The following is a 15,639-nucleotide window of genomic DNA, read 5'->3' on the forward strand; positions in this document are numbered from 1 at the left end:
AACAGACTGCTTTTTGGCTATTGTTTGTTTCGATGCGCTTCATTTAATTCCTTAATATGCTGAATGATCTCTTTAATGCCCTGCTTTGCATCAGGGTATGTCGCATTCCAATGCTTAGCGAGCGGAGGCATGCTTTTGGCTATATGGGTGTACAAAATCCATTGCTTCACTTCTTCTTTTAGCTCATCGTTTGTTTCACCAAGCAGAAGCTCAGTATACTTCTCCAGCAATCCATCCAGCTGCTCCTGAAGTTTTTGTTCCATTTTCCATCTTCCTTTCGAAAAAACAGCAAGGAGCTTTCTCAATTGAAAGCTCCTTCGCTGCGTTATTTATCCATGTGATGTGAAAGCCGCTTCCTGGACAATGCATCTGCCCCTGCCATGAGGAATGCAAAGAGGCGTTCCGAAGAGCGGGTCCTGTGTAACCTGACAGTTCATAGAAAACACATTTTGCACAAGATCACAAGTGATGACCTCTTCCGGTCGGCCTTCTGCATAAATCCGTTTATCTTTTATGGCCACAAGATGATGCGCATAGCGGCACGCCAAGTTTAAGTCATGGAGAACCATAACAATCGTCCGGTCTTCCTTTTCATTCAGTTCAAACAGCAAATCAAGAATTTCAATTTGATGCGTCATGTCTAAATACGTCGTCGGCTCGTCAAGAAGGATGATATCCGTTTCCTGGGCAAGCGTCATCGCGATCCAAGCCCGCTGGCGCTGTCCGCCTGACAAAGAATCAACGGCACGGTCAGCCATGTCCTCAAGCTTTGTTGCTTTAAGCGCTCTTTCAACTGCTTCCTCATCCTCTTTTGACCACTGCTTCAGCCAGTTTTGGTAAGGATATCTTCCTTGCTTCACCAGCTGATGCACCGTCAGCCCCTCTGGAGCCGAAGGACCTTGGGGCAGGATTGCGAGCTCTTTTGCGACTTCCTTCGTCGGAAGCTTGGCAATCGCTCTTCCTTCCAGCAGCACTGAACCGCCTCTCGGCTTCATCAGGCGCGCTAATGAACGTAAAAGTGTCGATTTTCCGCAGCCATTGCTGCCAATAAATACGGTAATTTCACCTTTGGGAATTGTTAAATTCAACTCATCAATAATAACGGCATCCCCGTATCCTAAGCTCAGCGTTTCTGTAGAAATTGCACTCATACCCATAACCGCTCCTTTTTGCTGGCTTTTTAGCAGCACTATGTATTGCACGTTTTCTATATACATGCTTTTAAGTCAATTATCATCAATGCAAGTGATTCCGATATTCAGCCATTTGATATGGTCATATATCCCTCATTGTAGCAGAAAACACTGACTTTGAAAATCATTTTCAATTAGTTTTATGGACATAATTGACGTTTATGGGTTTTTTATCACAAGATTACTTCTTGATTTCTCTGATGGAGCCGTCCTTCAGCTTCAATTTTAAATCGATATGATCATAATGACTGTCCAGATTAAATGCTGCCAGCACACTGTGTATCACTTCTGTTTCAGCCATTTGGTCTGTTACGGAAAGCTCGCTCAAAATCATTTTCATCTCATCCAATGCTTCTTCTCCCTCCTGATTGACACCGGAGAGCTTATCCTGTATTTCCGCTTTTTCCTGAGTTCCGTTCTTTGTATAGATTCCTTCATAACGGTTATGCTCACCATCCCCGTAGCTCACACGAAGCGAAAAATTACTGTAGGGAACGGACTTCAGCTGGGTGACGGCTGTATTTTCTCCTTCTGCCTGCTGCTGGTCTTCATTGAAACGGCAGCCCGCAATCAGAACCACTGCGAGACATACAGCCCCGGCTGCTCTGATCAAATGCATATGTTTCCCCCCTGTAGGATTCCATTTATTTTAGGTATATCCAGAGAATGAAATCCTCATTCAGAGAAGAATTGAAAAAGCCGGGGCATTTAACGCCACGGCTTTTTCTTTAAGATTCGGTCATTTGTAAAAAGGTTTCGGCGTCACGCACAGTCAGCTTGATGGCATTCTCCCAGAAATCGCGCTTTGTGATGTCAGCGCCCAAATGCTTCATCGCCAAATCCTCCACTGTCATAGAAGCCGTATCGCGCAATAGCGCCATATACTTCTCTTCGAATGCATTTTTTTCTTCAAGCGCCAGCGCGTAAATGCCAAGAGAAAACAGGTAGCCGAATGTATAAGGGAAATTGTAAAACGGCACCCTCGTGATGTGAAAATGAAGCTTTGATGCCCAAAAAAGCGGATGATATTCTTCTAACGCATTGCAGTATGCCTCTCTTTGCGCCTCTTCCATCAGCTCATTCAAGCGGCTGGCCGGTACCACTCCCCGCTTTCGTTCCTCGTAGAATCTCGTTTCAAATAGAAATCTTGCGTGAATGTTCATGAAGAACGCAACACTTCTTTGCACTTTATCCTCCAGAAGAACAAGCTTTTCTTCCCTCGTCTCGGCCTGCTGGACAGTCGCGTCCGCGACTATCATCTCTGCAAACGTTGAAGCTGTTTCTGCAACATTCATGGCATAGGAGCGGTTTAACGGCCTGACGTCGAGCATTGCTTCCTGATGGAACGCGTGCCCGAGTTCATGCGCAAGAGTAGAGACATTTGAGGCGCTGCCCGAAAATGTCATGAAAATCCGGGATTCCCCGCTGTCAGGAAAACTGGTGCAAAAGCCGCCGACTCTTTTTCCACTCCTGTCTTCCGCCTCAATCCAGCCGTCCCGAAACGCTTTTTCAGTGAATGAGGACAGCTTTTTGCCAAACGTTGAAAACTGGCTGGTAATGATATTTGCGGCTTCATCATACGAATAGGCCTTTCCGTTAGAACCGATCGGCGCCTCAACATCGTACCAGCTAAGCTTTTCAAGGCCGAGCATGGATGCTTTCCGGTTCAAAAACTGAACGAACGGCTGCTTGTTTTCAGTGATGACCTGCCACATCGTATCAAGTGTTTCTTTTTTCATCCTGTTAATTTGCAGCGGTTCCTTCAGGACATTCTCCCAGCCGCGCGCTTTATAGGTTTCAAGCCGGAATCCCGCCAAATGATTCAGCGTGCTGCTGAAAATATCTTGCTTGCTCTCCCAAGCTTGGCGGAAACGTTCATATACTGTTTTTCTGACAGTACGGTCTTGATGGTCCATCATATTCTCCGCCTGACCGACAGACAATTGCTTGTTTTCACCGTTTTCCTCATACGGGATCGTCATTTTCCCGACAACCATATTGTATAAGTCACTCCAAGCGTGATATCCGTCCACGGCAAGATTCCCGATCAGTTTTTCTTTACCGGGGCTAAGCTTTTCGGCAACCCTCTGTCTTCTTTCATTTAATATGTAAGAAACATCGCGCAATCCCGGTTTTGTTAACAATTCATTCCACACGTCTTGATCAATGTCCACAAGTTTATGATCTAATGTAACGAGCGACGATTGAAAATCCGCGGAAAGCCGATTCATAAGCGACTGATGCTCTATAGCCTTTTGATCATTGATATTCTGGGCCTGAAGGCAGGCAACAAACGCGCCGGCCTGCTGAAGCTTGACGGATGTCTGTTCGAATAAATCAAGCAACGCGGTCAGTCCTTCAGCCTCTTCAGGCGATTCAGGCACCTGAAACGCATCAGTCCTGTCTTGAAATGCACGCAGACTTTGTGACAGCTTCTCAATATAACCTTTGAATTCTTCCGATTGGCTCCCGCCCTTAAAAAATGAATCAAGATCCCATCTTTGGCCTACCCCTTCCAACGCCATTTCACAAAACCCCTTTCCTTCTTTCGTTCTATTATAGAACAATTCTGAATTGTTGTATAAAAATTTCTTTTTACAGGCGTCATCTCCTGTTCAGGATAGTACAATAGCTGTAGCAGTTTAATAGGAGGGTTAGGATGAATAAAAAAATAGCCATCGTAACGGGAGCCTCCAGCGGCTTCGGTCTGCTGGCAGCTGTAAAGCTTGCCCGATCATTTTTCGTGATAGCCACATCAAGACAGCCTGAAAAAGCGGAACAGCTGCGGGAATTGGCTGCAGCACACAATGTGTCTGATTCTATTCACATTACAGCTCTCGATGTCACCGATGAACAATCTATAGTCTCATTCGGAAAAGCTGTTAGTGCTTACGCCCCGATCGATTTACTCGTTAACAACGCCGGAACGGCTTATGGAGGATTTATCGAGGATGTGCCGATGGAACATTTCAGACAACAATTTGAAACGAATGTCTTCGGTGTGATCCATGTGACAAAAACCGTGCTGCCTTACATAAGAAAGCATGGCGGCGCAAAGATTATAAACGTGAGCAGCATCAGCGGACTGACCGGATTCCCAGCGCTGTCGCCATATGTTTCTTCCAAGCATGCATTGGAAGGTTTTTCTGAAAGCCTGCGTATCGAGCTGCTTCCGTTCGGTATCGAAACCGCTTTGATCGAGCCGGGCTCATACAAGACATCGATCTGGTCAACGTCATTATCAAATTTTATGTCGGTGCCTGCTGACGATTCAGCCTATCATCAATACTATAAAAAGATCCTTTCCTATGTTCAAAAAAACGGAGAAGAAAGCGGAGATCCCCAAGAGGTTGCCGACCTCATTTATCAATTGGCAACAAAACAGCACATAAAGAAATTGCGATACCCGATCGGAAAGGGCATCAAGCTCACCCTGCTATTCCGATCGCTTTTTCCTTGGTCTGCGTGGGAGTCTATCCTGAAGAAAAAGCTATTCAAATAACCTAAATTATAATCATTATAATTTAGTATTGATTTTTATTTAGTATATGATATAATTAAAACAACAGATCACAAGGAGGACGTTATCTTATGAAAACTGAAAACGCAAAAACAAATCAAACATTAGTTGAGAATTCACTGAACACACAATTATCAAACTGGTTTCTTTTATACTCTAAGCTCCACCGTTTCCATTGGTATGTGAAAGGGCCTCATTTCTTTACATTGCACGAGAAATTTGAAGAACTTTATGACCATGCGGCTGAAACAGTGGATACCATCGCTGAGCGCCTGCTGGCGATTGGCGGACAGCCTGTTGCCACAGTGAAAGAATACACTGAGCATGCATCTATCACAGACGGCGGAAACGAAACATCAGCTTCAGAAATGGTACAAGCATTGGTAAACGACTACAAACAAATCAGCAGCGAATCTAAATTCGTGATCGGCCTGGCTGAAGAAAATCAAGACAATGCGACAGCGGACTTGTTTGTCGGATTAATTGAAGAAGTTGAAAAACAAGTGTGGATGCTTTCCTCTTACTTAGGATAAAAAAAGCTGAACCCTATTTGGGTTCAGCTTTTTGTTTTTTTCTTAGCTTGAACTGCTTTCTGTCTGCTTGGTCAGTGTCGCGTTCAACGTTTTCGTTTTTCCCTTTCGCAGCACTTGGATTGTTGTTTTATCTCCGACTTTTAAGTCTTTGTAAAGGATCTGACGGATATCCGCACTGCTTTCCACGTCTTTACCGTTTAGTTTGACAATGACATCCTCAGATTTAATACCTGCTTTTTCTGCCGGCGAATTTGCTTGAACTTCTTTTACATAAACACCTTTGCCCAATTGATCTCCAAACAGGCCGAGCGTATTTTCCTGATAGGTTTCAGGAACTTGTGACATGTCAATCATCTGCACGCCTAAAAACGGACGGTCCACCTTCCCGTTTTGCAACAGCTGGTCAACAATCGGCTCGACATCATTGCTTGGGATCGCAAATCCAAGTGATTCCACGCCGCTTTCGCTCACCTTCAAGCTGTTGATGCCGATGACCTGGCCGCTTGCATTGATTAATGGGCCTCCGCTGTTCCCCGGATTGATCGCTGCATCGGTTTGCAGCACGTTCATTTCCACCGTCCCCTGTGTTGTATCCACATCAATTGTCCGGTTCAGTCCGCTAATGATACCTTGTGTCACTGTACCGGAAAACTGCTGTCCGAGCGGGTTACCGATAGCGATTACCTTTTCGCCCGTGCGCAGCTGTGAAGAGTCACCAAAGCTCGCCACTTTTTTGACGTTCTTGCTGCTGATTTCCAAAACTGCCAAATCAGTAATGGTATCACTGCCGACAAGCTTGGCAGTTTCAGTTTCTCCGTTGTATAGCGTAACAGTCAGCTTGTTCGCGCCTTCAACGACATGGTTGTTTGTAATGATATACGCTTTATTGCTGTCTTTTTTGAAAATAACACCTGACCCGGTTCCGCTTTCACTTTCTGAGCTGGAGCCTCCTCCCGTGCCGAATGTGTTATTTTGAGAGGTTTGGATATTTGAGATTCCGACAATCGTAGGCTCTAAATCCTCTACCATATCAGCGATGTTTGATGCGTTCGTTATCGGCGCCGTTGTAAAATTATCAGACTGCACCTGTTTATTTGCGGAAGCGGTCTCGGTCGCCTGATTTTGGTCTGACGGCAGATAAGGCGCGATGCCAAGCATGAGGCCCCCGCCGATAATACCGCCTAAAATCGGGCTCAGCCATGCGGCTCTCCTTTTCTTTTCTTTTTTCACAGCCGTTTCTTGCTTTTCCATTTCTAGTGCAGAAGCCGTTTCCTGCCGTCCCGCTTCATACGACACAGGCGCGTCAAGCAATTCTTGTTCAGAATGTCCAATCAGCTTCTGGTTTTCTGTATTCTGCTGTTCTGTATGTGAAGGTTCTGTTTGATGTTGATCGTTTTGGTCATCACGTCGATAATCCATGTTCTTGCACTCCTTTAACGGTTATTCATTTATCGTTACATATTCATCGCATGTACAAGTTCAATTGTCCCAATAATGAGGAGAAAAGCAAAGCACCAAAATAGAATATGTTTGATCATCTTACATCTTCCTCGCTCTTTTTCTCTTCCTTTCTTCCCTTAACCATATCATAAACAAACATTGTGGGATAAAAATGAAAAGAATATGTGAAATTATGAAAATTGCCTGCCGTATGTTAAAACTAGTTTATAATGACGTTGAAAGGATGTGAAGAGCCTTGTCATACACCATTTATCTAGTTGAAGATGAGGATAACCTGAATGAACTGCTGACGAAGTATTTAGAGAATGAGGGCTGGAACATTACATCTTTTACGAAAGGTGAAGACGCCAGAAAGAAAATGACACCGTCTCCCCACCTATGGATTCTCGATATCATGCTGCCTGATACCGACGGCTATACATTAATAAAAGAAATCAAGGCGAAAGATCCTGACGTGCCGGTCATTTTTATTTCCGCCCGAGATGCGGATATTGACAGAGTGCTTGGCTTAGAGCTTGGCAGCAATGACTACATTTCAAAGCCGTTTCTGCCGCGGGAGCTGATTATCCGTGTGCAAAAGCTGCTGCAGCTCGTATATAAGGAAGCTCCTCCTGTCCAAAAAAATGAAATTGCCGTCTCCTCGTATCGGGTCGCTGAAGACGCCCGCGAGGTCTATGACGAAAACGGGAATATCATCAATTTGACGTCAAAGGAATTTGATCTGCTGCTATTATTTATCCATCATAAAGGGCATCCATACTCTCGTGAGGATATCCTCCTAAAAGTGTGGGGACATGACTACTTCGGAACAGACCGGGTAGTTGATGATCTCGTCCGGAGACTGCGCAGAAAGATGCCTGAATTGAAGGTGGAGACGATTTACGGTTTCGGCTACAGGATGATGTCATCATGAAAAACAAGCCGCTCGCGTTTCAGATATGGGTTGTCATATCCGGCATCCTGTTAGCGATATCGATTTTACTGCTTGTGTTATTTTCAAACACGTTGCGAGATTTTTTCACTAATGAAACGTATACGACGATTGAAAATGAGCAGCATGTTCTGACAGAGTACCGCCTGCCAGGTTCGATTGAAAGGCGCTATTACAGCGAGGAAGCGACGGCGCCGACAACTGTCCGCTCCGTACAGCACGTGCTCCTTCCTGAAAATGAAGAGGCTTCTTCAGACAAGGATTTAAGCATTCTGTCATCTTCATTTATCCACAAGGTGTACAAGCTGGCTGATAAGCAGGAAGCTAAAAAGAAACGTTACAGCGCCGACGTCAATGGAGAGAAAGTGTTTTTTGTCATTAAAAAGGGACTTTCCGTCAATGGACAATCAGCGATGATGCTCTCTTACGCGCTTGATTCTTATCGGGACGATTTGGCCTATACCTTGTTCAAACAGCTTCTGTTTATTATAGCTGTCGTCATTTTATTAAGCTGGATTCCGGCTATTTGGCTTGCAAAGTATTTATCAAGGCCTCTTGTATCATTTGAAAAACACGTCAAACGGATTTCTGAACAGGATTGGGATGACCCAGTAAAAGTGGACCGGAAAGATGAAATCGGCAAATTGGGCCATACCATCGAAGAGATGCGCCAAAAGCTTGTGCAAAAGGATGAAACAGAAAGAACTCTATTGCAAAATATCTCTCATGATTTAAAAACGCCGGTCATGGTCATCAGAGGCTATACACAATCAATTAAAGACGGGATTTTTCCTAAAGGAGACCTTGAAAACACTGTAGATGTTATTGAATGCGAAGCTCTTAAGCTGGAGAAAAAAATAAAGGATTTATTATATTTAACGAAGCTAGATTATTTAGCGAAGCAAAAAGTGCAGCACGACATGTTCAGTATTGTGGAAGTGACAGAAGAAGTCATCGAACGATTGAAGTGGGCGCGGAAAGAACTATCGTGGGAAATTGATGTAGAAGAGGATATTTTGATGCCGGGCGATCCGGAGCAATGGAACAAACTCCTCGAAAACATTCTGGAAAATCAAATCCGCTATGCTGAGACAAAAATAGAAATCAGCATGAAACAAGATGATCGAAATATCGTGATCACCATTAAAAATGACGGTCCGCATATAGAAGATGAGATGCTCTCCAGCCTCTATGAGCCTTTTAATAAAGGGAAGAAAGGCGAATTCGGCATTGGTCTAAGCATCGTAAAACGAATTTTAACTCTTCATAAGGCATCTATCTCAATTGAAAATGACAAAACGGGTGTAACATACCGCATAGCAGTGCCAAAATAGACTGTAGATGTTTTGCAGTCTATTTTTTTATGTGAAAGAATAGCCGTTAAAATCTCTGTAATTTGTTTTGAGCGGCTGTTTGCATTGATGAACCCATTTTTTCTCTGACAAGGTCTGCTTCGGATATTTGACTTTCTCCACTTTGATTCCTCTGTTTCGCAAGCGGCTGATCATTTCGTCCAATTCTCTCATTCTAGATTCACCCTTTCGCTTGAGCTTTGACCATTCGGTCATCTCAATTTATAATATAAATAATACATGATAAAAAAACAAGTTACAATAAGGTTAATTTTATAACAGACGGTGTGACTATATGGTCATATCCTAGCAGGCCTCCGGGCTCCGAAAGGGTGGAACCATTGAAGGAAAAAGAAAAACTGATTATTGAAACAGCCTTAAAACTATTTGCCCAAAAAGGATACAACTCAACATCAGTCCAGGAAATCGCAAAAGAATGCAAAATATCTAAAGGCGCTTTTTATATTTATTTTCCTTCGAAAGAAGCGCTTCTTCTCTCTATGCTGAACTACTATTATGATAAAACGTTTACCCGAATTTTAAATATTAAAACGAAGGGCGACAGCCCCAGAACGGCTTACCGTAAACAGCTGACCGTCCTCTATGAAAACATTCTTGAACACAAAGATTTTATCAGCATGCAGTTGAAGGAGGGTTCTCTGCCTTACACAGAAGAAGTGGAGCAATGCGCAAAAAAAATCCGCCAGTCCTCACTTCAATTTCATATCGACAGCCTGCTGAACATCTATGGAAAAAAAGCGGAACCCTACACTGCTGAGCTTTGTTTTTTAATAGAGGGCATCAGCCAGATTTACCTGGAATGCATGATTTTGCTCGGGTACACTGTGAAGCCGTCTCAATTAGCTGATATCATTATGAATCGAATTGATGATATGGTAAAAGGCATGTCTGAACGAAACGATAAGCCTTTCATCACATTGGAAGAGGCGAGCTCTTTATTCGGACCTCTTACGCACGGACGGCCTGACCCGCTGACTGAATCGATTGTGAAAAGCCTACGTGACAAAATTAACAGCTTAAACACAAACTCCTCTCTTGAATTATCGGAGAGCTTGGACATACTTGAAGCAGAAATGAAGAAAAAAACACCGAAGCTGGCGATCATAAAAGGAATGATTCATAATCTGACGGAGTCTGAAGCTCTCGCCAAAGATGCGCAGCAGCTTAAATATTTATTAAAACAGCAACATATTTAGAAGAACGGCTGCTTAAAAAGCAGCCGTTCTTTCTTTCTATTACGCCTTTGGTTTTACCATGTCTTCCGGCTTAACCATTTCGTTAAATTGCTCCTCTGTCAGCAATTCAAGCTTCAAAGCTGCTTCTTTGAGCGTCAATCCCTCTTTATGGGCAAGCTTGGCGATTTTCGCCGCGTTTTCATAACCGATATGCGGGTTCAGCGCCGTAACAAGCATTAATGAATTTGACAGGTTTTCCTGAATGGTTTCTTTATTAGGCTCAATACCGACAGCACATTTATCATGGAATGAATTCATGCCGTCACTGAGCAGCTGCACAGATTGCAGGAAGTTGTAAATAATAACAGGCTTAAACACGTTCAGTTCAAAGTTCCCCTGACTCGCCGCAAAGCCGATTGTCGCATCGTTCCCCATGATTTGCGCTGCGATCATTGTTAACGCTTCGCTTTGTGTCGGGTTGACTTTACCAGGCATAATGGAGCTTCCCGGCTCATTTTCAGGAATGACGATCTCCCCGATGCCGCAGCGAGGTCCGCTTGCGAGCCATCTGACATCGTTCGCGATTTTCATTAAGTCAGCCGCAAGCGCTTTTAATGCGCCATGCGCATAAGTGATTTCGTCATGGCTTGTCAGCGCGTGGAATTTATTCGGCGAGCTGCTGAACGTTTGGCCGGTCAGCTTAGTGATCTCTTCTGAGACAAGCTCTCCAAACTCTGGGTGAGCGTTGATACCCGTTCCGACAGCCGTTCCACCAATTGCAAGCGCACGCATTTTATCTGTCGCTTCCAAAATCATTTCCTTCGAACGGTCCAGCATGTGAACCCATCCGCTGATTTCCTGTCCGAGGGTCAGTGGCGTAGCATCCTGAAGATGCGTGCGTCCGATTTTGACAATATCATTGTATGCTTTTGCTTTTTCATCCAGTGTATTGCGAAGCTGATCAAGCGCCGGCACAAGCTGCTCGTAAACAGCCAAAACAGCGGCAACATGCATCGCAGTCGGGAATGTGTCGTTTGAGCTTTGGCTTCGGTTCACGTCATCATTTGGATGAATCGTTTGATCAGAGTTCTTCTCTTTTAATAAAGCAGTCGCACGGTTGGCTACCACTTCGTTCATGTTCATATTGCTTTGTGTGCCGCTTCCGGTCTGCCATACGACAAGCGGGAAGTTGTCATCGTACTTGCCTTTGAGCACATCATCACAAACCGCTGCAATCGCTTCTGCTTTTTCAGCATCCAGATTGCCGAGGCGTTTATTAGCTAGAGCAGTGCTTCGTTTTAAAATTGCAAACGCCTTCACAACACGCATCGGCATTTTTTCAGAACCGATCTTAAAGTTCTCCTTGCTTCGCTGTGTTTGGGCGCCCCAAAATTTATCAGCAGGAACTTTTACTTCTCCCATGGTGTCTCGTTCAATTCTGTATTCCATTTATGTATCCCTCCATAACGGTTGCTTCAATAGATCATAATTCGCCAATGACACAAAAAATCCTTTTTATTTTTCGATCTTGGCAGATTTTAATTTTAATTCAAGATATACGCGGGAATCCTTTGAATATTTGTATTTTGGATTCGTCCTTCCGTACTCCTTTGATGTATAAGAGACATCATAATGCTGTTCAAATGATCTAATGAGCTGTTCAATTTCTTCTTGTTTTCCAGCTAGCCTTACCTGTGCCACTTCGTATCCTCCGCTTTCATAAAAAAACTTACTCCATGAAATACTCTAACACAGTATATCATTTTTTTAACAGGAAAAGATAACCTCTACTAAGGTTTTGGATAAGAGGTGACCTCATTGGAACAAACAGAGTTTAAGGAATATATACACGATAATTTAGCATTGGTGCTGCCAAAATTAAAAGAAAACGATGATCTGGTGAAAAACAAAAAAATGCTTGCGAACGGACTGGTTTTTTACTATCTCTATTTCAGTGAAATGACTGATGAGAATAAGGTGTCAGAAGCCATTAAAACTTTGATTAAAGATGAGGAGACCTTAACGCTTGACCAGGTCAAAAAACGCCTTGACCAGCTTGACGCAAGACCTGTTGAAACTGCAAAAAAAACGATTGAATCGATTCTCAACGGCAATTGTGCTGTGTTTATCAACGGATTGGATAAAGCCTATATTCTGACCACAGGAAAGAAAAAAACAAGAAGCCTGACAGAGCCGACAACTGAAAAAGTGGTTCGCGGCCCAAAAGTAGCGTTTGTAGAGGATATTGATACAAATCTCGCTCTGATCAGACAAAGAACCTCTCATCCGAAATTGATCACCAAAAAAATCATGATCGGCGAAAACAAGCTGAAGCCTGCAGCCATTATGTACATTGAAGGCAAAGCAAAAAAGTCCGTCATAAAAGAAGTGAAGGCGCGGCTTAAAAATATCCAGCTGGAAGATATCCAGGACAGCGGAACGCTCGAGGAGCTCATTGAAGATAATAAATATTCACCATTTCCGCAGATTCAAAATACGGAAAGACCTGACAAAGTATCTTCAGCCCTGTTTAACGGCCGTGTGGCAATTTTGGTCGACAGTTCACCATTTGTGCTGCTGGTGCCGGTTTCTCTCGGCATCCTGATGCAATCCCCGGATGACTACTATGAACGCTGGATTTCAGCATCTCTTATCCGGTCGCTGCGCTTTGCTTCTATCTTCATCACCTTGTTTTTGTCATCGATTTATATTGCACTCGTTTCCTTCCATCAGGGGCTGCTGCCGACCGCACTCGCCGTCACGATTTCGGCGAACAGGGAAAACGTGCCGTTCCCTCCGATATTTGAAGCCCTGCTGATGGAAGTCACCATCGAGCTGCTAAGGGAAGCCGGACTGCGACTCCCCAATCCGCTCGGACAGACGATCGGCCTCGTTGGGGGCGTAGTCATCGGACAGGCTGCTGTAGAAGCGAATCTCGTCAGTTCGATTATGGTCATTGTCGTCAGTGTCATTGCCCTGGCATCCTTTACCGTTCCTCAATACGGAATGGGTCTGTCTTTCCGGGTGCTGCGTTTTATTTCGATGTTTTCCGCCGCTATTTTAGGGCTGTACGGCATTATTTTATTTATGCTTGTCGTTTATACGCACTTAACGAGACAAACGAGCTTTGGGTCTCCGTATTTTTCGCCAAACGGATTCTTTAGCCTGAAAAATACGGATGACTCCATTATCCGTCTCCCAATTAAAAACAAACCAAAAGAGGCGAATAATCCAAATGAGCCAAAAACAGACTCCACTGAAACTTAATACCTTTCAAGGTATTTCTATTGTTGCAAATACAATGCTTGGGGCCGGACTTTTAACATTGCCGCGAGCGCTGACCACTAAGGCTAATACGCCTGACGGCTGGATCACGCTGATATTAGAAGGTTTCATTTTTATTTTCTTCATTTATTTAAACACGCTCATTCAGAAAAAACATCAATACCCTTCACTCTTTGAATATTTGAAGGAAGGGCTTGGGAAATGGATCGGCAGCATCATCGGCCTTTTGATCTGCGGCTATTTCCTCGGCGTAGCCAGCTTCGAGACCCGGGCAATGGCTGAAATGGTGAAGTTTTTCCTGTTGGAGAGAACCCCAATTCAAGTCATTATTTTAACGTTTATTTGCTGCGGCATTTATTTAATGGTTGGGGGCTTAAGCGATGTGTCGCGGCTGTTTCCCTTTTATTTAACGGTAACCATTATTATTTTGCTGATTGTGTTCGGGATCAGTTTTAAAATTTTTGATATCAATAATTTGCGTCCTGTTTTAGGCGAAGGCCTTGGACCCATTGCAAACTCCCTTACCGTCGTTTCCATCTCTTTTTTAGGAATGGAAGTGATGCTGTTTCTTCCTGAACATATGAAGAAAAAGAAATACACGTTCAGATATGCGTCTCTAGGATTTCTGATTCCGATTATCTTATATATCCTTACGTATATTATCGTTGTCGGAGCTTTGACCGCTCCCGAGGTGAAAACGCTGATTTGGCCGACTATTTCTCTCTTTCAGTCCTTTGAGCTTAAAGGCATATTTATTGAACGGTTTGAATCCTTTTTACTGGTGGTCTGGATTATCCAGTTTTTCACCACATTTGTCATTTACGGATACTTTGCCGCTAACGGGCTAAAGAAGACATTTGGATTATCGACTAAAACAAGCATGGTGATTATCGGCATAACGGTCTTTTATTTTTCTCTCTGGCCGGATGACGCCAATCAAGTCATGATGTATAGCGATTATCTTGGCTATATTTTTGTCTCCCTGTTTCTGCTTCCGTTCATTCTCTTTTTCATTGTAGCTCTCAAGAGGAGGATTACAACAAAATGAAAATCCGGATTTTATGTATGTTTATATGCACCCTATTGCTGTCCGGATGCTGGGACAGTGAGAATATCGAGGAATTAAGCTTAGTGATCGGAGTAGGGCTAGACAAGCCTGACGATGAAAATTTAGAGCTGACACAGCAAATTCTCGTGCCGAAAATAATCAGCGCCAAGGAGGGCTCTTCATCTGATCCGACACAGCTTTCTATCACAAAGGGTAAAACTGTCCATCAAATGATGAGAACCTCTGCATTAAAGCAAAAGCCTACGTTTTCACAGCATTTGCGTCTCATTCTGCTTTCCAAAAGCGTGATTGCGGATCAAATTGGAATGGACGCCATCATTAACCAGTTTGTCAGAGACAACGGAACAAGGAGGAGTTCCTACGTCTTTATCACCAACGGCCGAACTAAGGATATATTTAACATGAATGATGAAGGCGAACCCGCATCCAACGTGATATATGATCTGACAGAGAATAATAAGGTGACGATCAGAACGATGGAGCCAGTTACATTGGGGGAGATCTCAGAACACTTAACCTCTAACGATTCATTCCTCATCCCTCATGTCGGTAAGGAAAACGGCAAGCTCGCGATAAACGGAGCCTCTATCATAAAAAATAAATTATGGCACCGGGACCTCACCCCGATTGAGGTTCAAAATATCAGCTTATTTTCAGGCACTGTCGAGGGAGGCGTCATTGACTTGAAGCGCGATGGCCATCTCTTTTCTTATGAAGTATATTCAAGCAATCGGAAGATCAAGACGGCATACAAGGACGGAAAGTTCAAATTCACCGTTACCCGCAATATTGAAGGTCGTCTATCTGAGGACTGGAATCCCAATGAAGACTCGTTTAAGGATTCATATATTAAAAGTATTGAAAAGACAGTCGAAAAACGAGTACACGAAACAGTAACGTCATTTATTACAGAGAAGCTGCAGAAAGAGATCAAAGCGGACGTAACCGGGCTGGGAAACGAGGTCAGAATTCATTATCCTCAAAAGTGGAAAAAGATTTCAAGAAAATGGGATGATGATTATTTCAGCAATGCGGAAATAGACTACCGGGTCAATGTGATTGTCAGAGACTTCGGAACGAAAGGCGCAAACAAATAGCA

Annotated in this window: 16 protein-coding genes; 8 read left to right on the forward strand and 8 right to left on the reverse strand. The window is 43.7% G+C overall.

Annotated elements, in window-relative coordinates; all coding sequences use genetic code 11:
- Nucleotides 1-17 precede the first annotated feature (17 nt).
- The 4 genes from bslm_RS16145 to bslm_RS16160 form a co-directional block, all read right to left on the reverse strand.
- On the reverse strand, nucleotides 18-305 hold the full coding sequence (locus bslm_RS16145; protein ID WP_003228549.1) for a YusU family protein: 288 nt from the start codon (nucleotides 303-305) through the stop codon (nucleotides 18-20).
- 24 nt (nucleotides 306-329) lie between these two features.
- Complete coding sequence (locus bslm_RS16150) at nucleotides 330-1,157, reverse strand: ABC transporter ATP-binding protein (protein ID WP_010886609.1); 828 nt, start codon at nucleotides 1,155-1,157, stop codon at nucleotides 330-332.
- A gap of 217 nt (nucleotides 1,158-1,374) precedes the next feature.
- Nucleotides 1,375-1,812, reverse strand: a complete 438-nt coding sequence (locus tag bslm_RS16155; protein WP_014477935.1) for a YusW family protein — start codon at nucleotides 1,810-1,812, stop codon at nucleotides 1,375-1,377.
- A gap of 109 nt (nucleotides 1,813-1,921) precedes the next feature.
- On the reverse strand, nucleotides 1,922-3,718 hold the full coding sequence (locus tag bslm_RS16160; RefSeq protein WP_046381312.1) for a M3 family oligoendopeptidase: 1,797 nt from the start codon (nucleotides 3,716-3,718) through the stop codon (nucleotides 1,922-1,924).
- 134 nt (nucleotides 3,719-3,852) lie between these two features.
- Here bslm_RS16160 and bslm_RS16165 point away from each other — a divergent pair, with 134 nt between their 5' ends.
- A complete protein-coding gene (locus tag bslm_RS16165) occupies nucleotides 3,853-4,695 on the forward strand; it encodes an oxidoreductase (RefSeq protein WP_029725911.1) in 843 nt (280 codons plus the stop codon).
- An 89-nt stretch (nucleotides 4,696-4,784) separates the two neighbouring features.
- Nucleotides 4,785-5,246, forward strand: coding sequence for a metalloregulation DNA-binding stress protein MgrA (gene mrgA / locus bslm_RS16170; RefSeq protein WP_003228537.1), 462 nt, complete (start codon nucleotides 4,785-4,787; stop codon nucleotides 5,244-5,246).
- A 42-nt stretch (nucleotides 5,247-5,288) separates the two neighbouring features.
- Here mrgA and htrB read toward each other — a convergent pair whose 3' ends face one another.
- Nucleotides 5,289-6,665: a serine protease Do-like protein HtrB gene (gene htrB, locus bslm_RS16175; protein WP_046381313.1), complete on the reverse strand. Its 1,377-nt coding sequence runs from the start codon at nucleotides 6,663-6,665 to the stop codon at nucleotides 5,289-5,291.
- A gap of 277 nt (nucleotides 6,666-6,942) precedes the next feature.
- On the opposite strand from htrB, the gene cssR reads away from it, so the two are divergent.
- Together cssR and cssS are read left to right on the forward strand one after the other, a co-directional pair.
- Entirely contained in the window at nucleotides 6,943-7,620 is a 678-nt protein-coding gene (gene cssR, locus bslm_RS16180; RefSeq protein ID WP_003228529.1) for a two-component system response regulator CssR, read from the forward strand.
- Nucleotides 7,617-8,972, forward strand: coding sequence for a two-component system sensor histidine kinase CssS (cssS, locus tag bslm_RS16185; RefSeq protein WP_003228527.1), 1,356 nt, complete (start codon nucleotides 7,617-7,619; stop codon nucleotides 8,970-8,972). The genes cssR and cssS overlap by 4 nt, the downstream gene beginning before the upstream one ends.
- Nucleotides 8,973-8,999: 27 nt before the next feature.
- Here cssS and spxO read toward each other — a convergent pair whose 3' ends face one another.
- Nucleotides 9,000-9,164 carry an anti-adapter protein SpxO gene (gene spxO / locus bslm_RS21065; protein WP_003221681.1) on the reverse strand — a complete coding sequence of 55 codons (165 nt, stop codon included), beginning with the start codon at nucleotides 9,162-9,164 and terminating at the stop codon, nucleotides 9,000-9,002.
- A gap of 167 nt (nucleotides 9,165-9,331) precedes the next feature.
- On the opposite strand from spxO, the gene bslm_RS16190 reads away from it, so the two are divergent.
- The gene (locus bslm_RS16190; protein ID WP_015714681.1) at nucleotides 9,332-10,207 is read left to right on the forward strand and encodes a TetR/AcrR family transcriptional regulator; all 876 of its coding nucleotides are present in this window, start codon (nucleotides 9,332-9,334) and stop codon (nucleotides 10,205-10,207) included.
- Nucleotides 10,208-10,246: 39 nt separating this feature from the next.
- Here bslm_RS16190 and fumC read toward each other — a convergent pair whose 3' ends face one another.
- Nucleotides 10,247-11,635 carry a class II fumarate hydratase gene (gene fumC, locus bslm_RS16195; protein WP_003228523.1) on the reverse strand — a complete coding sequence of 463 codons (1,389 nt, stop codon included), beginning with the start codon at nucleotides 11,633-11,635 and terminating at the stop codon, nucleotides 10,247-10,249.
- A gap of 66 nt (nucleotides 11,636-11,701) precedes the next feature.
- Nucleotides 11,702-11,887, reverse strand: coding sequence for a YvzF family protein (locus bslm_RS16200; protein WP_003244599.1), 186 nt, complete (start codon nucleotides 11,885-11,887; stop codon nucleotides 11,702-11,704).
- Between the two features lie 117 nt (nucleotides 11,888-12,004).
- On the opposite strand from bslm_RS16200, the gene gerAA reads away from it, so the two are divergent.
- Genes gerAA through gerAC form a run of 3 tightly spaced genes read left to right on the forward strand, consistent with a single transcriptional unit; the run spans nucleotide 12,005 to nucleotide 15,637 of the window.
- Nucleotides 12,005-13,453 (forward strand): spore germination receptor protein GerAA, encoded by a 1,449-nt coding sequence (gene gerAA / locus bslm_RS16205; RefSeq protein WP_033884692.1) that lies wholly within the window; start codon nucleotides 12,005-12,007, stop codon nucleotides 13,451-13,453.
- The gene (gerAB, locus tag bslm_RS16210) at nucleotides 13,422-14,519 is read left to right on the forward strand and encodes a spore germination receptor protein GerAB (protein ID WP_009968145.1); all 1,098 of its coding nucleotides are present in this window, start codon (nucleotides 13,422-13,424) and stop codon (nucleotides 14,517-14,519) included. Before gerAA ends, gerAB begins: the two co-directional genes overlap by 32 nt.
- Nucleotides 14,516-15,637 carry a spore germination receptor protein GerAC gene (gerAC, locus tag bslm_RS16215; RefSeq protein ID WP_046381314.1) on the forward strand — a complete coding sequence of 374 codons (1,122 nt, stop codon included), beginning with the start codon at nucleotides 14,516-14,518 and terminating at the stop codon, nucleotides 15,635-15,637. The genes gerAB and gerAC overlap by 4 nt, the downstream gene beginning before the upstream one ends.
- The last annotated feature ends 2 nt before the right edge of the window (nucleotides 15,638-15,639 follow it).

Origin of the sequence: Bacillus sp. LM 4-2 (assembly GCF_000978495.1) — a bacterium.
GTDB classification, from domain to species: Bacteria; Bacillota; Bacilli; order Bacillales; family Bacillaceae; genus Bacillus; species Bacillus subtilis.